Origin of the sequence: Janthinobacterium tructae, from assembly GCF_006517255.1 — a bacterium.
GTDB classification, from domain to species: domain Bacteria; phylum Pseudomonadota; class Gammaproteobacteria; order Burkholderiales; family Burkholderiaceae_D; genus Janthinobacterium; species Janthinobacterium tructae.
This window is the reverse complement of sequence record NZ_CP041185.1, coordinates 2,286,100-2,303,495: the sequence shown is the minus strand read 5'-3', so window position 1 is coordinate 2,303,495 and position 17,396 is coordinate 2,286,100. Positions and strand designations below refer to the sequence as shown.

The 17,396-nt window shown below is 64.1% G+C and carries 15 protein-coding genes; 4 read left to right on the top strand and 11 right to left on the bottom strand.

The window, feature by feature from the left end; all coding sequences use genetic code 11:
• Positions 1 to 5: 5 nt before the first annotated feature.
• A complete protein-coding gene (locus tag FJQ89_RS10060) occupies positions 6 to 335 on the bottom strand; it encodes a hypothetical protein (protein ID WP_141170078.1) in 330 nt (109 codons plus the stop codon).
• 6 nt (positions 336 to 341) lie between these two features.
• Positions 342 to 887, bottom strand: coding sequence for a sugar ABC transporter (locus tag FJQ89_RS10055; protein ID WP_141170077.1), 546 nt, complete (start codon positions 885 to 887; stop codon positions 342 to 344).
• A gap of 157 nt (positions 888 to 1,044) precedes the next feature.
• Here FJQ89_RS10055 and FJQ89_RS10050 point away from each other — a divergent pair, with 157 nt between their 5' ends.
• Entirely contained in the window at positions 1,045 to 1,947 is a 903-nt protein-coding gene (locus tag FJQ89_RS10050) for a LysR substrate-binding domain-containing protein (RefSeq protein ID WP_141170076.1), read from the top strand.
• A gap of 422 nt (positions 1,948 to 2,369) precedes the next feature.
• Here the strand turns inward: FJQ89_RS10050 and FJQ89_RS10040 are convergent, their stop codons facing one another.
• From FJQ89_RS10040 to FJQ89_RS10020, 5 genes are all read right to left on the bottom strand, one after another.
• Entirely contained in the window at positions 2,370 to 4,454 is a 2,085-nt protein-coding gene (locus tag FJQ89_RS10040) for a putative bifunctional diguanylate cyclase/phosphodiesterase (RefSeq protein ID WP_168208431.1), read from the bottom strand.
• A gap of 67 nt (positions 4,455 to 4,521) precedes the next feature.
• Complete coding sequence (locus tag FJQ89_RS28605) at positions 4,522 to 6,183, bottom strand: methyl-accepting chemotaxis protein (RefSeq protein ID WP_168208430.1); 1,662 nt, start codon at positions 6,181 to 6,183, stop codon at positions 4,522 to 4,524.
• Between the two features lie 269 nt (positions 6,184 to 6,452).
• The gene (locus tag FJQ89_RS10030; protein ID WP_141170074.1) at positions 6,453 to 9,176 is read right to left on the bottom strand and encodes a hybrid sensor histidine kinase/response regulator; all 2,724 of its coding nucleotides are present in this window, start codon (positions 9,174 to 9,176) and stop codon (positions 6,453 to 6,455) included.
• Positions 9,177 to 9,250: 74 nt separating this feature from the next.
• Positions 9,251 to 9,817 (bottom strand): response regulator, encoded by a 567-nt coding sequence (locus tag FJQ89_RS28040; RefSeq protein WP_168208429.1) that lies wholly within the window; start codon positions 9,815 to 9,817, stop codon positions 9,251 to 9,253.
• 216 nt (positions 9,818 to 10,033) lie between these two features.
• Positions 10,034 to 11,257 (bottom strand): MFS transporter, encoded by a 1,224-nt coding sequence (locus tag FJQ89_RS10020; RefSeq protein WP_141170073.1) that lies wholly within the window; start codon positions 11,255 to 11,257, stop codon positions 10,034 to 10,036.
• A gap of 191 nt (positions 11,258 to 11,448) precedes the next feature.
• On the opposite strand from FJQ89_RS10020, the gene FJQ89_RS10015 reads away from it, so the two are divergent.
• Positions 11,449 to 12,048, top strand: a complete 600-nt coding sequence (locus FJQ89_RS10015; RefSeq protein WP_141170072.1) for a TetR/AcrR family transcriptional regulator — start codon at positions 11,449 to 11,451, stop codon at positions 12,046 to 12,048.
• A gap of 81 nt (positions 12,049 to 12,129) precedes the next feature.
• Here the strand turns inward: FJQ89_RS10015 and motA are convergent, their stop codons facing one another.
• Complete coding sequence (gene motA, locus FJQ89_RS10010; RefSeq protein ID WP_141170071.1) at positions 12,130 to 12,993, bottom strand: flagellar motor stator protein MotA; 864 nt, start codon at positions 12,991 to 12,993, stop codon at positions 12,130 to 12,132.
• 42 nt (positions 12,994 to 13,035) lie between these two features.
• Entirely contained in the window at positions 13,036 to 13,956 is a 921-nt protein-coding gene (locus FJQ89_RS10005) for a LysR family transcriptional regulator (RefSeq protein WP_141170070.1), read from the bottom strand.
• Between the two features lie 99 nt (positions 13,957 to 14,055).
• On the opposite strand from FJQ89_RS10005, the gene FJQ89_RS10000 reads away from it, so the two are divergent.
• Positions 14,056 to 15,225 (top strand): mandelate racemase/muconate lactonizing enzyme family protein, encoded by a 1,170-nt coding sequence (locus tag FJQ89_RS10000; RefSeq protein ID WP_141170069.1) that lies wholly within the window; start codon positions 14,056 to 14,058, stop codon positions 15,223 to 15,225.
• 3 nt (positions 15,226 to 15,228) lie between these two features.
• On the opposite strand, the gene FJQ89_RS09995 is transcribed toward FJQ89_RS10000, so the two are convergent.
• Together FJQ89_RS09995 and FJQ89_RS09990 are read right to left on the bottom strand one after the other, a co-directional pair.
• A complete protein-coding gene (locus FJQ89_RS09995) occupies positions 15,229 to 15,585 on the bottom strand; it encodes a glyoxalase superfamily protein (RefSeq protein ID WP_141170068.1) in 357 nt (118 codons plus the stop codon).
• A 41-nt stretch (positions 15,586 to 15,626) separates the two neighbouring features.
• The gene (locus FJQ89_RS09990) at positions 15,627 to 16,022 is read right to left on the bottom strand and encodes a hypothetical protein (RefSeq protein WP_205704594.1); all 396 of its coding nucleotides are present in this window, start codon (positions 16,020 to 16,022) and stop codon (positions 15,627 to 15,629) included.
• Positions 16,023 to 16,278: 256 nt separating this feature from the next.
• On the opposite strand from FJQ89_RS09990, the gene FJQ89_RS09985 reads away from it, so the two are divergent.
• The gene (locus FJQ89_RS09985) at positions 16,279 to 17,337 is read left to right on the top strand and encodes an Lnb N-terminal periplasmic domain-containing protein (RefSeq protein WP_168208428.1); all 1,059 of its coding nucleotides are present in this window, start codon (positions 16,279 to 16,281) and stop codon (positions 17,335 to 17,337) included.
• Positions 17,338 to 17,396 lie beyond the last annotated feature (59 nt).

Below are 17,396 nucleotides of genomic sequence, written 5' to 3'. Positions count from 1 at the left end.
AATAATCAGTTGCGTGCATGAATGGCCGGGGCCGCGTAGCCAAAGCAACGGATGCGTGCAGTAAGGCCGGTATTTCCTTTGATGATGCCATCCAGTTTTTTCATAAAGAAATCCATGACGGGTTTCGTCCTGAACGGCTCAAGGCGGTATTTGATTTCTGCATATGCCTGATAATTCCCCCGGCCATGACGGACTCCAACATAGATGATGTGTACGTTCGCCAGCGCAGCTTGAAGCATCTCTGTGCAAAGCTGGGTGCATTGATCGGTGAGTTCCTCCAGATTTCCATCCGACGGCATCTTTTCGCTTGGTATGAAAATCGTAACGTTGGGCATTTGGCTCTACCGCGAGATTTGGAGAACGATGTCACTGCCACTCGTCAATTGGCCGGTCATAGGCGCATACAGATGGACGCCTTTCGGAAGATGTTCCGTGCCGAGGTCAACAGAGGGCCCCATCTTCGCGATCCATCGATGTTCAGGGAACCTGTCCAATGCGACAGCTTGCATCCGATAAGGAATGAGGCCCATTTCGATAAGCGGCGCCGGGCCGACTGTACTCGTCACCAGATGTTCGTCTTGACCGATGGCCGGTGCGCGGTCAAGGCCGCCATAGAGATTGCGGTGCCAGTCGCTGATGTGCTGCTGCCAGCGCGCGAAATTGCCACCGCCTTTCCGGCGATACTCATCTCCATGAAGTACATCGAGATCGTCGATCGTATGCATGGCGAGGTAGACAGGGCATCCGGCGCTCAAGGCCTTGAAGCGCTGCGAGGTATGGAACCCGCTCACTGAAATGAGCGCGGGCAGTTTTTCCAGACTGTAGAAATGATTCCACTCTGCTTCACTGGCTGGATCGGCAAAGCTGCATTCGACTGTATAAATCATAAGATCATTCGTGACCGGCAGCGTTGCGCGCCGGTGTTCCTTGTTGATGTTCAGTCATTATGCGACTTGAATTTCGCCGTATAAATCGATTTTTTGGTATGCTTCCATGATTAAAAATCAAGGTGAGCCAATGCCTGGCTCTGTATCAGGAACTCTCATGCGCAGGAAGATCCCCAGCAACGCTGCACTGATGGCATTCGAGGCCGCCGCCCGCCATGGCAGTTTCGCCCGAGCGGCGGCGGAGTTGTCACTGACGGAAGGGGCCATCAGCCGTCAGATTGGCCGACTGGAAGCCTTTCTCGGCGTGCTGTTGTTTGAGCGAGTCGGAAATCGCGTCCGGCTGTTGCCCAACGGGGAACGCTATGCGGCGCAAGTGCGCGAGTCGCTTGACCGGCTGGAACGAGACAGCCAGTACCTGATGGGCCAGCCAGTCGATGGTGCAAGCCTCGACATAGCCGTCATCCCGACTTTCGCGATGCGGTGGCTCATTCCTCGCTTGTCACAATTCCAGCAGAAGCATCCGAACATCACTGTGCATCTTGCCGAACGCATGGAACCCTTCGTACTTGCCGGCAGCGGGTTCGATGCCGCAATCCATTTCGAGCATCCGGCCTGGACGGGAATGAGGACTCACCACCTTTTGGATGAGGTGTTGGTTCCGATTTGCCATCCAGAAATTCTGACAGAAAACGAAGGCACAACCGTACTGGATAACCTGCCGCGCCTGCACCGGCGACAGAACCCCGAGGCTTGGCAACGCTACTCCGAAGAGACTGGAATCCCTCTGACCAATCCAGCGATTGGTGCACGCTACGATCTTCATGCGATGTTGATCGAAGCAGCGTTGGCTGGCCTCGGTGTTGCGTTAGTACCGCGCCTCTACGTTGAAACCGAACTTGCTCAAGGACGGTTGGTCGCTCCATGGCCAGAGGGAAAAGCAATTTCCAAAACCTTCTGTCTCGTGCTTCCTGAGTCGATCGGATTGAGCGGGGAGCCAATAAAAGCGTTTGCTCAATGGATACTAGACGAAGCCAAGAAACCAGCGTCGACGCGACATTGATCGCAGCACCATCGTCGACCAGGAACAATGATGACAAGCGTGATCCTGGTAAGTGTAAAGCCAAAGCCATCTCGAGCCTCGCCTTGATTTGCTAGACGATGGCATCACAACTATGGGATGCTGCGTGTTGTTTAAGACGAGGAAAGCTGCGCGGCGCAGTTCCAGGCCAGGAAGTCGCCAACCCGATTGACCGGGGAATCAGCGAAATTAGTCAGCACGTGGCGCAGCCAAGCCTCGGAGTCAACCCCCGTAGAACTTGGCCGTACCGATCAGCGAGTAAATAGTGGCGGTGCGCTCGCCACCGCTTCGTGGCAGGCAGGTGCAAAAGTCAAGGAGCGGAGCCGGCGCCCATGCTAGGTCCTCCCTTCCTCCAGAATCTGCTTATTTAGGCGTCGACGGCGGAGGCACCGGCGTGGCACCGCTCAGGCGCGGGGGTGCCCCAACCACTGCTCGGCGAACGCGGCGGCCGGCAGCGGCCGGCAAAAATAGTAGCCCTGCGCATCGTCGCAGCCCAGCGCCAGCAGCGCCTCGGCCTGGGCCGCGTGCTCCACGCCCTCGGCCACGGTGCGCAGTTGCAGGTTGCGGGCCATGCCGATGATGGTAGTGACGATGGTGTAGTCCTGGCGGTCGCTGAGCATGTCGCGCACGAAAGAGATGTCGATCTTGAGCGTGTCGGCCGGCAGCCGCTTCAGGTAGGATAGCGAGGAGTAGCCGGTGCCGAAATCGTCGATCGACACGGTGAATCCGGCCGCCTTCAGGGTCGCCATCACGCCGATGGCGTGCTCGACGTTGTCCATCAGGCCGCTTTCGGTCAGTTCCAGTTCGAAGCAGTCGGGACTCAGGCCGGCCTGCTCGACGATGGCCAGGATCTGCCCGGCCGCGTCGGCGCCGGCCAGCTGCCGGGCCGCCAGGTTGACCGCCAAGCGGCCCGGAAACACCAGGCCGGCAGCACGCCAGGCGGCCATCTGGCGGCAGGCGGCGCGCAACACCCAATTGCCCAGCGCCACTATCATACCGCGCGCCTCGGCGATGGGGATGAAGGTGGCCGGACTGACCGCGCCCCAGTCCGCGTCGTGCCACCGCAGCAGCGCCTCGGCGCCGTCGACGGCGCCGCTGTTGAGCCGTACCTTGGGCTGGTAGTACAGTTCCAGCGTGCCGGCCTCAATGGCCAGGCCGAGCCGCCTGGCCATTTCAATGCGCTTGTCCAGGCCGGCGCTCATGTCGGGCCGGTAAGCCTGGTGGCCGCCGCCCTGGGCCTTGGCGCGGTACATCGCCAGGTCGGCGTGCTTGAGCAGTTCCTCCACGCTGCGCCCGTCCTCGGGGAACAGGGCGGTGCCGATGCTCACGCTGAGCGGGAAGCTGTGGCCCCTCGCCGCCACCGGCAGGCGCAAGGCGTCGAGCAGGCGGCCGGCCAGGCGGGCCGCTGTGGCCGCGTTGGCCGAGCCGGCGATGACGACGAACTCGTCGCCGGCCAGCCGGGCCAGCAACTGCTCGCCCGGCAGGGCCGCCTGGAAGCGCTGCGCCACGCCGATCAGCACCTGGTCGCCGACGTCGTGGCCCAGCGTGTCGTTGATTTCCTTGAAGCGGTTCAGGTCCAGGAACAACAGGGCCAGGGTATCGTCGTTGCGCGCGCCATCGGCCAGGGCCTGGCGCATGTGCTGCATGAACATGCGCCGGTTGGGTAGCCCGGTCATACTGTCGTACAGGGCCATCGTGCGGATCCGCGCCTCCTGCTCCTTGCGCTGGCTGATGTCGGTGTTGATGATGAACACGGACTGGGCCCGGCCGGCGCCGTCGCGCACCAGCGTGCGCTGGCTCTCGACGGTGAAGCGGCCGCCGTCGCGGCGCAGTTGCACCAGCTCGCCACGCCAGCTGCCCTGCGCCAGCACTTGCCGCTTGATCTCCTGCAGCTCGGCCGGATCGTCGTACATCGCGGCGGCGCCCGGCGCGCCCAGCACCTCGGCGGCGCGCCAACCGTACAGGCGCTGCGCGCCCATGTTCCAGAACACCACGCGGTCGTCCATGTCGCGCACTATGATGGCGTCGGTGGCCTTGTCGAGTAGTGCGGCCTGGTTGCGGTAATGCGCCGCCGGCGAACACGACTCCTGGCACTGCTCCTCGCCACGGATGCCGTCGTCCAAGCTGAGCAGCAGTCGCGCGCCGATGGCGCCGATATCGACCACGGCGAAGCTGGCGTTCAGGCAGCGCCCGCCGACGACCACGGCCATGGCAGACGGCGCGGCACCGCCGGCCAGCAAAACCTGCGCGCGCGCGCACAGCGGTGCGCTGGGCAGCAGGGTGGCCAGCGCCAGGCCGGCCGGCTCCAGCGCGCCGGCCAGGCCGCAGATGGCGCGGCCGCGCCCGTTGATGGCCAGCACCCGCAGCGCACCGTCGGTCACGACCACGCCCACACACAGTTGGTCGAGTATGCTCGCGGCGCAGCCGAGCCAGTCCATGGCCGGCGCAGCCGGCATCCCCGATTGATTGATGGCGCCCCTAGCGACCATGCTCGTTCCCATTGTTCCAGTTGGCCGCGCCGGCACCGGCGCCGCAGGCGATCCGTTCAGACCGGACTCAGAATGCTTCCCACTCGTCGACGGCGGCGGACCGGCGCAAACGGGCCTTGACGGCGGCCGGCGCGAACCCTGTGCTGTGGCGGCGCGCCGGAACCGGGGCTGTGGCAAGGGGCGCCAGCGTACCGTCCTCGGTGCGGAACACGCCAACCGTCGCGGACAGGCCGCGCGCCTGTTGCTGCAGGCTGGCGGCGGCGGCAGCCGCCTCCTCCACCAGCGCGGCGTTCTGCTGGGTCACCGCATCCATCTGGGCGATCGCCTCGTTGACTTGGGCGATGCCGGCGCTTTGTTCGACGCCGGCGGCGCTGATCTTGCCCATAATGTCGCTGACCCGGTGCACGCTGGCCACCACCTCGGCCATGGTGCGGCCGGCGTCGCTGACCAGGCGGTTGCCGCATTCGACCTGCTCGACCGAGTCGCGGATCAGCAACTCGATCTCCTTGGCCGCCGCCGTGCTGCGCTGGGCCAGGCCGCGCACCTCCGCTGCCACCACGGCGAAGCCGCGGCCCTGTTCGCCGGCGCGCGCCGCCTCGACAGCGGCGTTCAGCGCCAGGATGTTGGTCTGGAAGGCAATCGCCTCGATGACGCTGATGATGTCGACGATCTTCTGCGACGAGGCGTTGATCGAAGCCATCGTGTCGACCACCCGGGCCACCTCGGCGCCGCCCTTGCTGGCCACCGCGCTGGCGCCGGCGGCCAGCGCGCTCGCCTGGCGCGCGCTGTCGGCGTTTTGCTGCACCGTGCTGGTCAGCTGCTCCATCGCGGCTGCCGTCTCCTCCAGCGAACTGGCCTGCTGCTCGGTGCGCGCCGACAGGTCCAGGTTGCCGTCGGCGATCTCGCTGGCGGCGGCGTTGATGGTGTCGGTGCCGCTGCGCACCTGCCCGACGATGCGTTGCAGGCTGTCGTTCATTTCCTGCAGCGCCTTGAGCAGGCGCGCCGTCTCATCGTCGCCGCTGACCCTGATGTGGCTGCGCAGGTCGCCGCCGGCGATGGCTTGGGCGACGGCCATGGCACCGCGCAGCGGGCCGGTGATGCCGCGCGTGATCCAGACGCCCAGGCCGCAGGCCAGCAGCGTGGCCAGCGCCGCCAGGCCGAGCATCCAGTTGCGGCTGGCGTGGTAGGTCAGCACCGAGTGCTCGCCGGCCTTCTCCATCAGCTGACCGACCAGGTTGACCAGGCTGCGCACCTCGTCGAAGTAGGCTTGCTGGTCGCGCATCACGCTCGACAGCAGCAAGGCGCTGGCCTGCGCCTTGTCGTCCGCCGCCAGCAGCGCGAGGAAGCGCTGTTGCCCGGCGGCGTAGCGGGCCCGCGCGTCGAGGATGCGTTTGAGGCTCTGGCGGCCCTGCTCGGTCGACAGTTCCCGTTCCAGCGTGGCCAACTGGCCCGTGACCTGCTTGCGCGCGAGCGCCATCCGTTCCAGCGCCTGGGCAGCCTGCGCCTTGTCCTCGAGGATCAGCAGGTTGCGCATCTCCACCGCAGTGCTGTTGATGCCGTCGAGGACGGCGTTGGCGATCGTCACCTTGCGGTAGCGGTCATTGACGATCAATTCGCTGCTGTCGTTGACGGAACTCATGCCGGCGATCCCCTGCAGGGTGATGCCCAGCAGCAAAACAATCACCAGCAAGAAGGCGGCGCTCAGCCGGGTACCCACATTCATATTCATTCAAGCTCTCCAGTTGCGGTGGGGTCCCGCCAGTTTGCCGGCATCGACCGGTAGTCGGCGCGCGGGCGCAGCGGGAGGGAAGGCGACGCCGGCGGCCTGGACTGGCGGCGCGGGCAATACAGGTCGCGCGGGCATCACGAAATGAGGCACGGAACAACTTGATTCCCGATGGAAATATATAGCGGAGCTTGAGGCAAGTCAATCGTTTTGAGCGGTTTAATCGGTTTAATCACTAATGTCCCGCCGATGCGACAGCGCGCCACCGCCGTTCAAACCAGCGCCAGCGCGACCGCCCGAAGCAGCGCGCCGCCGGAAATGGGCTTGTCGAAGCAGCGCTGGATCCCGCAGCGCGACAGCGCCGCCTCGTCCAGGCCAGCGCACTGGCCAGTGCACAGGAAGATCGGCAGGCCGGGACGCAGGCGGTGCAGCGCGGCGGCCAGCGCCAAGCCGCCGATGCCCGGCATCGTCTGGTCGGTCAGCACCAGGTCGACCGCCATCGGCGTGGCTTGGAAGGCGGCCAGCAACTGCAGCGGATCGTCGAAACGGCGCACCCGGTAGCCCCAGTCGCCCAGCAGTTCGGCGATGTAGCGGGCCACGGCCGGCGTGTCGTCGACCACCCATATCTGCTGGCCGGCCCCGGCCACGCCGTCGAACACGGCGGCCGGCCCGGCCACGGCGGCCTCGCCGGCGGTGGCCGCCGCGACCGGAAACAATAGCTGGAAGCAACTGCCCCGGCCGGGCGCCGTCTCGACCAGCACGTGGCCGCCTGCGCGCCGCAGTATGCTTTGCAGCATGGCCAGGCCCAGCCCGGTGCCCTTGCCCACCTCCTTGGTGGTGAAGAAGGGGTCGAACAGGCGCCCGACATGCTCGGCGGCGATGCCGCAGCCGTCGTCGCGCACCTCGATGGCCAGGTAGTCCCCCACCAGCCGGCGCCGGCTGACGGCGCACAACTGGCCGTCGAGAAGGCGGCGGCGCACCCGCACCTCGATACTGCCGTGCTCGCCGATCGCGTCGCGCGCATTGATGATCAGGTTGACCAGCACCTGATGCAGCTCGCCGGCCGCCATCAGCACGCAGGCCGGATCGTCGACGCGGCTGTGCAGGGCGATGCCGGACGGGATGGACGGGCGCAGCATCGCCAGCACCTCGGCGATCACCCCGGCTGGCGCCAGCGGTCCGGCTGGCGCGCCCGGCTGCATGCGCGCGAAGGTCAGCATCTTGGCCACCAGTTCGCTGGCCCGTTCGCTGGCGCCGACGATTTCGCGCAGGTAGGGGCCGAGCTTGCCTGGCTGGGCCGGCAGGCAGCGGCGCAGGGCCAGGTTGGCGTAGCCGAGAATGGCCGTCAGCGCGTTGTTGAAATCATGCGCGATGCCGCCGGTCAACTGGCCGAGCGACTGCATCTTCTGCGACTGCAGCAGCTGCCGCTCCAGGTCGTAGCGGGCGGCGGCGGCCGCCTCGTACTCGCTGCGGTCGTGCAGGAACACGAAGACGTGGCCCGTCGCGGGGTCGTGGGTGGCCGACATCTCGACGACGAACTCGTGGCCGTCGGCGTGGCGGTGACGGCTCTGCAAGCGCAACTGCCCCTGGCTGGCGAGATGCGTCATGCGCAGCGGGATGTCGCGGGTGAAGGCGGCCGCTTCCAGTTGGTCCACGTTCATCCGCAGAAGCTGCGCCACCGTGTAGCCCGACATCTTGGCGTAACCCTGGTTGACCTCCAGCAGCCAGCCGTCCGCGCCGATAATCCAGAAGCCGTCCAAGGCAGTGTCGAGCACGCGCTTGTAGCGCTGCCGCGCCGCGATGCGCTCGGTGACGTCCTCGGCGGTAATGACCGAGCCGTACACCGCGCCCCCGTCGTTGCGCAGCGGCGTCGCCGTACAGTCCAGGATCAGGCGCGGCCCGCCGTCCTGGCCCAGCCGCACTTGGCCGCGCCAGAGCACGCCGTTGGCGAGCGCAGCGCGCATGCCAGCCAGCGCGGCTGGATCACTGTCCAGCAAGGCCGACTTGAACTGCTGGCGCGCGGCGCGCCCTGGAAAGGCCTGGCGCAGCAGTGCGTAGGCGGCGCGGTTGCGCCATTGCACCCGGCCGGCCAGGTCAGTCACGAAGACCGGCATCGCTGTCGAGGACAAGGCCAGCGAGCGTGTGCGCAATTGGGCGTTGGTCTCGGTCAGGGCATGGGCCTGCAGCGACAACTGGTGGTAGGGCTTGCGCACGCTGGCGACGAACATGGCCTGGAACAGCAAGCCGTAGCTGAGCAGCTTGTACAGGTGGCCGAACAGATTGCGCAGGTCGGCCATGATTTCATGATTGATCAGCAGCAACCCGCTTAGCGCCCCTGCCAACGCGGCGAGGAACAACGGCCGCAGGCTGTCGGCGCCGGCGCCGCGCGCCAGCCGCCGGTAGCGCCAGGCACTGTGCAGCAGCAGCGCCGCCGCCAGGCCTTCCAGGATATTTTTCAGGCTGAAATAGTCCATCGCGCCGCCTCCGCCGGGCAGCTTGGCCTCGTGCCAGAACACGCCCCACAGCAACAGCAGGTTGAGCGCGGCAGCGCCGGCCAGCAAGCCGTAGCGGCCAAGCCGGCTGGGACGCCGCAGATGCGGATAAAAACTCACGCCCAGCAGCGTCAGCGCCACGATGAGGCGGGCCGCCAGCCAGAACGCCGTGGATTTTTTCGCCGTCGACGGCGTGATCAGGTCCGGCATGCCGCGGAACGACAGCGCATGGGCCAGGTCCAGCCAGCCGGCCGAAAATAGCGCGACGGCGATCAGCAGCCAGGAAGCCGAAACGGCGTTGGACGGGGTGTACCAGAGCGTGGCGAAGACGAGAAAGGCGACGACGATGGAGGCGAACTCAAGCAGCGTATGCAGGGGCAGGTAGTGACGGAAGGGAATGTCAACCTGGCCCCAGGGCAGCAGCATCAGCAGCGCCACCAGCAGCGCCAGCGCCACGGCGAGGCCATCGTGCCGAGCCGGCGCCGGCCTGATGTACTTAACCATGTTCTCCTATCGCGCCATTCATCGTTGCGTCTGGTCTGCCGACAGCACGGCGGGCGCCGTGCGGTGCTGGACGGTCAGACCTCCAGGCCCATTGCCTTGAGCAAGGCCACCCCGTCTATGGGTTTGGCGATGCAGTGCTCGGCCCCGGCCGCCAACAGCTCGCCTTCGTTCTCGGCCGTCAAGTAACCGCTCATGGCGATCACGCGCACACTGTCCAGCCCCGCGCTTTGCTTGATCTGGCGGCACACCTCGGTGCCGCTCAGGCCCGGCATCATCAGGTCCAGCAACATCACGTCTGGGATGAAACTCTGCGCCAGGCAGCCGGCGTCGAAACCGTTGTGCGCCGTCTCGACCACGACGTCGTAGTCACCACCGCCGATCAGTTCGCGCAGGAAACCCACCACGCCCATGTCGTCGTCGACGATCAGTACGCGCAGCGGCCCCTTGTTGCCAGCCGGATTCCACTGGCGCGCGAAGCGCTCGACTTCTTCGCGGCGGAACCGGCGGTGGCCGCCCGGCGTCACCTCGGCCTGCAACAGATTGCGTTGCGCCCAGCCGCGCACGGTGATGGGCGACACCATCATCCAGTTGGCCACTTCGGTGGGGGTCAGGTAGGGTCGGTCTTTGGGATCTTTGGACATAATCACTCGGCACAATTGAACCCTCATTTTAAGCGATTTCGCCTAGAACCCGGCGATTGCTTCCGGCGCGGCCGAACCGCCCGCGCCGGCGACGGTTTTGGCCAGGATCTATTGAACTCCGTTGAAATTGAAGAAGGCCTGATCTGCTTTCTGCTGCGGATTCAATCGGTCAACGACTGCAAGCAGCCAGAAGCTTTCATGACAGACTGTATTGCCTCAATCCGTTGCCGAGCCAAGCTGCTTGTCGGCAGCCTTCATGGCGTGTTCAACAAAGCCGATCTTCAACGACAGCAGCAAGGCAGCAGCGGCGAATCCTGCGGCGAGCCAGAGGTTGGCGCAGAGGCCTAGCCCGTCGACGGCCTGTCCACCGGCCCATGCCCCGAGCGCAATGGCAACGTTGAATACGCCCACATACAGCGCGGCGACTATCTCCACGGCCCGGGGCGCCGCCTTCATCATCAAGGTCATCAGGCCGACCGATACGCCACCGTAGGCTAGTCCCCAGGCCAGCAACACCACGCCGCCGCCGATGCTGGAGTCGCCGACTGCCAGGAAGAGTAGCGGCGTGAGCAGCAAGCCAATCGAGATAGCGATGATGGTTGGCACCGTGCGCCGCACCGCAACGGCACCGGCCAGGAAGTTTCCAATGATGCCAGCGAAGCCATAGAAAAACAGCAGTGCGCCCAGCCATTGCGCATCAAACCCCGATACTGACAGCAACAACGGACGCACAAAGGTGAAGGCCATGAAATGGCTCGTCACCAGCAACAGGGTCAGTAGCAGCCCCGCTTGCAATTGCCGGTTGCGCAACTGCTTGCCGAATTGGCGCAAGGTCGCCGCACTGGCAGCAGGCAGCGCTGGCATGACGGCCAGATGCAGTGCCAGCACCAGGCCGCTCAACAGCGCCATGGCGCCAAAGGCCCAGCGCCATCCTGCAACGTCGCCGATTTGTGCGCCTAGCGGCACGCCCAGCACGGAAGCGATCGCTACTCCGCCGAAGATAATCGACGTTGCCATGCCGATGGAGGGAGCCGGAACAAGGCGGGCAGCCAGACCACCGGCAATGGCCCAGATGCCGCCCATGCAAAAACCGACGAGAACACGTGCAGCCAGCATCCACGCCATGTTTTGTGCCAATGCCGAGGCAATGTTCGCGATCACCAATAGACTCAGCAAACCACAGAGAATTTTGCGCCTGTCCAGGCTTCCCGCTGCGATCACCAGCAGCGGAGCGAACAAGGCCGCCAGCAATGCTGGCAGCGAGATCATCAGGCCGGCGGTTCCGGTGGAGGTGTCCAGGGTGTCAGCAATCGGCGTCAACAGGCCGACCGGCAGCATTTCCGTCGTCACGACTGAAAAGGTGGCCATGCCTACGGCGGTGACCGCCAGCCATGGGTGACGGACAGCGGTTTCTGCTGCAGCGCAGGGAGACGTATTCATGCTTCATATCCTTCATTCGATAAATGGCTTGTGCCGGCATCATGCGGCGTCGGGTCGCTGTGATGTAATGGCATACCCAGCTTGCAATGGAGACACGTCGCAGTGATAATACATACAGTGCGTATGAATAAGTATATATTCATACGCACTGTATGTAAATAATCATGCGCTACGTATGTAAGGAGGAAACAATGGTTCGCCGCACCCGTGCCGAAATGGAAGAAACCCGTGCATCGCTGCTGGCCACTGCTCGCAAAGTGTTCAGCGAGCGCGGTTATGCCGACACATCAATGGATGACCTCACCGCGCAGGCAGGGCTGACGCGTGGTGCGCTGTATCACCACTTTGGCGACAAGAAGGGCTTGCTGCTCGCGGTGGTGGAACAGATCGACGCGGAAATGGATGACCGCCTGCAAACCATCTCCGAACGCGCCGACGATCTGTGGGACGGTTTTCGCAGCCGCTGCCGTGCCTATCTGGAGATGGCCCTGGAGCCGGAAATTCAGCGCATCGTTTTACGCGATGCCAGGGCGGTCCTCGGCGGTGCCTCACCGGACTCGCAGCGCCATTGCGTCGCGTCGATGCAGGGCATTATTCAGGAGCTGATTCATCAAGGCATCGTGGCGGACGCCAGCCCGAGGGCACTGGCTTCGCTGATTTATGGCAGTCTGGCAGAAGCGGCGTTCTGGATCGCAGACGGTGACGAAGGCGCGGCGCGATTGAGCGAGGGAATTGCTGCCTTGGAATTGCTGCTACGCGGGCTGCTGGTTACAAGGTCATCGCGCCAATGACAGCAAGCCGCCAGAAGCGCACAGGCGTATCCGCTGGCGTCGCCGGAAGCCTGACGCGCCGGGCAAGCGAAACAGGCCGGATCAGTTCTTCGTGCGCACCTGGCGTACGTGGTTTTCCAGTTCGCTGAACGAAGGGCGTTCCGTGGCGGAAATGACCTTGCGGCCGAATTCCACGGCCAGCGCCGGCGCATAGCCGTTCAGGCTGGCCAGCAGGGTCACTTTCACGCACTGGTACATCTTCGCCGTTTCATGGTGCTTGCGGCGCAGCAGACTGGCCAGCGGGGCGATGAAGCCATAGGCCAGCAGGATGCCGATGAAGGTGCCCACCAGCGCCTGCGCGATCAGCACGCCCAGCTCGGCCGGCGGCAAGCCGACGGACGCCATGGTATGCACCACGCCCATCACGGCGGCCACGATGCCGAAGGCGGGCATGGCGTCGGCCAGCTGCGAAATCGTCTGGATCGGCATTTCCGCATCTTCATGGTGCGTCTCGATCTCGTTATCCATCAGGTTTTCGATCTGGTAAGCATCCATATTGCCCGACACCATCAGGCGCAAATAATCGGTGATGAATTCCAGGATGTGCTCGTCACCGAGCGTGTACGGATATTTCACGAAGATGGCGCTGCGGTACGGGTCGTCGATATCGTCCTCGACCGACATCAGGCCTTCCTTGCGGATCTTGCTGAGGATTTCATACATCAGCCCCATCAGCTCCATATAGCGCGCTTTCGTGTATTGCGAACTGTGGAACAGGGTGGGCAGGGCGGCGAACGTGGCGCGGATGGCCTTGGCGTCGTTGCCGACAAAGAAAGTGCCCAGCGCGGCGCCGCCGATCATCAGCAGTTCCAGCGGCTGGAACAGGGCCGCCAGGTGGCCGCCCTGCATGGCGAAGCCGCCGAAGACGGAAAACAGCACGACGAGAAATCCGAGTATGACTAGCAAAACTTACTCCTTCATAATATTGCCATATCGCAATATTGTAGTTTAACCTGATTCCGCCGCCGTGGCCGCTTCCGGCTGCAACTGCTGGCCGAGAAAATTGATAAAAGCGCGCACTTTGGCGGGCAACTGGTGGCGGCTGGGGTAGTAGGCGTACAGGTCGGCAGGCGCCAGTGCGTAGTCTTCCAGCACCACGCGCAGGCGGCCACTGTCGAGGTAGCGGGTCAAATCCCATTCCGAGCGCAGCAGGATGCCGTGCCCGTCCAGCGCCCAGCCCAGTACCACGTCGCCATCGTTGCTGGCCACGGTGCCGCGCACCTTCACCGTGTGCGTGGCGCGGCCACGACTCAAACGCCAGATGCCGTAGGCGTCGTCGTTCTGCCGGTGCACGATGCAGCGGTGCCGCGCCAGGTCGTCGGGCGTTTGCGGCGTGCCATGCGCCTGCAGGTAGGCGGGCGAAGCGCACAGGAAACGCCGGTTCGACATGATCTTGCGCGCGGAAAGGCGCGTGTCGGGCAAGTCGCCGAAGCGGATGCCCAGGTCATATGCCTGCTCGACCAGGTTGATGGGGCTGTCCGTCAGCTGCAGCTGCACTTCCAGCTGCGGGTGGCGCAGCGCGAATTGCGACAGCAGGGGCGCGATCACCGTGCGCCCGAAGCCCAGGGTGGCGTTCACGCGCAGCAGCCCGCGCGGTGCCGCGCTGCCGCTGGCCAGGGATTCTTCCATGGCGCGGATATCGTCGAGGATTTGCCGCGCCTGCTGCAGATAGCTTTCGCCGTCGCCCGTCAGGCTGATGCGCCGCGTGCTGCGGTTCAGCAAACGCACGCCCAGGCGCTGCTCCATCAACTGCAGGCGCTTGCTGACAGCGGGTGGCGTGATGTCCAGCTCACGCGCCGTGGCCGACAGGCTGCCCAGCTTGGCCAGCAGCACAAAGAAGGCCATTTCCGTGGTGACGTCGCTTTTCATTATTAACTTAAAGTGAAGAATGGTTTAAATTGCTATTGATTATACGGCTCAAAATCGCGCGTAAGCTGGCGTCATTGTTTTCACCCACAGGAGAGCCACATGAAAATCGTCGATATCCGCGAAAAGACCATCCCCATCTCATCGCCCATCCGCAATGCCTACATCGATTTCACGAAGATGACATTGAGCCTGGTGGCTGTCGTCACGGATGTGATGCGTGACGGCAAGCCCGTCGTCGGCTATGGTTTCAATTCGAATGGCCGCTACGGCCAGGGCATGCTGATGCGCGAGCGTTTCATTCCCCGCATCCTCGATGCCGATCCGGCCAGCCTCGTGACGGAGGACGGCAGCAACCTCGACCCGCACAAGGTGTGGGATTGCATGTATACCAATGAAAAGCCGGGCGGCCACGGCGAGCGCTCGGTGGCCATCGGCACCATCGACATGGCCATCTGGGACGCCGTGGCGAAGATCGAGAACAAGCCGCTGTTCCAGTTGCTGGCCGAACGCCATGGCGCGGGTGCGCCGGAAAAAAAAGTCTTCGTGTATGCGGCGGGCGGCTATTACTATCCGGGCCAGAGCCTGTCTGCGCTGCAGGATGAGATGCGCAGCTATATCGACCGCGGCTATACGGTGGTCAAGAAGAAGATCGGCGGCGCCTCGCTGGACGAAGACTTGCGCCGCATCGACGCCATCATGGAAGTGCTGCAGGACGGGCAGAAGCTGTGCGTGGATGCCAACGGCCGCTTCGACCTCGACACCTCGATCGCCTACGCCAAGGCGCTGCGTGAATATGACCTGTTCTGGTACGAGGAGGCGGGCGATCCGCTCGATTTCGAGTTGCAAGCCACCCTGCGCAGCTACTACGACAAGCCGATGGCGACGGGCGAGAACCTGTTTTCCATGCAGGATGCGCGCAATCTGATCCGCTACGGCGGCATGCGCGCCGACCGCGACTGGCTGCAGTTCGACTGCGCCCTCAGCTACGGCCTGGTGGAATACCTGCGCACGCTGGACATGCTGCACCAGCACGGCTGGTCGCGCAGCCGCTGCATCCCGCACGGCGGCCACCAGATGTCCCTGAATATCGCGGCGGGCCTGGGCCTGGGCGGCAATGAATCGTATCCGGACTTATTCCAGCCGTTCGGCGGCTTCCCCGATGGCGTGCGCGTGGAAAACGGCCACATCACCATGCCCGATCTGGTCGGCATCGGCTTCGAGGGCAAGGCGAATCTGTATGCGGAAATGCGCGCGCTGAGCGATCAGTAAGCGTTATGCGCTGCGCTGCCAGAAGCGCAGCCGGTTGCCGAACGGGTCCGCCACTTCCAGGATGCGGCCCCAGTCCTCGTCGCGGATGCCGGGCCGCGCATACGGGTAATCCTTGGCCTGCAGCTCCGCGTGCAGGGCGGCGACGTCGTCGACGGGGATCAGCAGCGCCGCACCTGGCGTGGCGTCGCCGTAGTGCTCGCTCAGGTGCAGCACCAGCTCGCCCCGCGTCACCTGCAGGTACAGCGGCGCCGTGGGCTCGAAGCGGTGTTCCCAGTCCAGGGTAAAACCGAGAAAATCGAGGTAGAACTCGCGCGTCTTGGCTTCGGAAAAGCTGCGCAGGATGGGGATGGGAGCATGCATGGCGGCGCTTTCAACATGGTGGCGATTCCGCCATTCTAGCGTCAGGCCGGCGCCTGCCGCTTGATGCGCGCGGCAGTACTGATTTTCTCCCAGCGGAACAGCCACATGATGATCAATTTGGTCGTGGCGCTGACGCAGGCCAGCAGCAGCAGGGGCCAGCCTGTTTTCAGCCCCATGACGCAGGCAAAGAAGATGGTGCTGACATCCATCGCCAGGATGAACTGGCTCATTTTCAGCGACACGGCGCCCGTCTTGCCCGAGCGCCAGATCAATCGGATCTGGTGCGCATAGCCCTGCGCCAGCAGCACGGTGACGGCGACGATCAGGCTTTGCGAGATCACGCGCTTTTCATCGCTGAAGGTGGGGCCGAACGCCAGCCCCGCCACACCGGCGCACAGCAGCAGCGCGCAGGCCAGATCTTTTGCAACTGCGACCACAAGCCGTACAAGCTGACGACGATGAAGAGGGTATTGAGGCTGCCGGCGAGGGCGTAGAGGGAAGGGGGCTGCAAGGCATCTCCTGGGATGGCAAGGCATCGCTGTGGTAACAGGGCGCCTTGCCTATACAATTTATTTGGACAACATGCTCTCATGAAGTAAATTGACAGGCAAGCAATGCTTTTGCTGCCACGGCCTGTTGCAGCAGTACTTGCTCGGACGCACCTGTTCCTGCGCTAGCCCTTATAATCAGGGCATGACTTTCTTATCACTGCGTGCCCGCTCCGTGCTGGCCACCCTCGGCAAAATGGCCGTTTCCCTGATTCTTCTGTTGACCGCACTGTGGGGCGCGCTGGCGCTGTGGTACCAGCTGTCCGGCGGCACGGCGGCGCAAGCCATCGGCGCGCTGCTGTGGGGCGCGCTGGGCGTGGCCAGCGTGGTGCTGTGGTGGACGCGCGGCGATGTGCGCGTGCTGCTGCCGTATGCGGCCGGTTTTATCCTGCTGCTCCTGTGGTGGAGCCTGATCACGCCGAAGCAGCAGCGCGTGTGGGCCGACGACGTGGCGCGCAATGTCACGGGCAAGGTGGCGGGCAATCGGGTCACGCTGGACAATGTGCGCAATTTCGACTGGCGCAGCGATGACGATTACACGGTCAAGTGGGAACAGCGCAGCTACGACCTCGACGAGCTGCGCACGGTGGACACGGCGCTGTCGTACTGGACGGGGCCCTACATCGCGCATACCCTGATTTCCTTCGGCTTTGCCGACGGGCGCTTTTTGACGTTTTCCATCGAGATCCGCAAGGAAAAGGGCGAGAGCTTTTCCGCCATCGGCGGCTTCTTCAAGCATTTCGAGATGAGTCTGATCGCCGCCGACGAGCGCGACATCCTGCGCGTGCGCACGAATGCGCGCGGCGAGGACATGCATCTGTACCGCGTGATGATGCCGAAAGCGGCCATGCGTTCGCTGTTCCTGGCCTACCTGGACGAAGCGCAGGCGCTGAAGGCCAAGCCGCAGTTCTACAACACCCTGACGGCCAACTGCACCACCATCGTCTTCGAGATGGTGCGCCGCATCGTGCCGGGCCTGCCGTTCGACTACCGCCTGCTGGCCTCGGGCTACCTGGACCGCTATCTGTTCGACGTCAAGGGCCTGGTGCCCGGCCAGAGCTTCGAGCAGCTGCGTACAGGGGGCCACGTCACGGCGCGTGCGCGGGCGGCGAATGACGATGCGGACTTTTCGCACGCGATCCGCCGTGGCATGCCGGGCTACGATGAAACGGGCCATCCGAAGCTGCAAATGCCACGCCAGTAGCGGTCTGCCTTATACTGTCGCAATTCCGACCGGCCGCCTTTCGCGGCCGGTCTCACTTT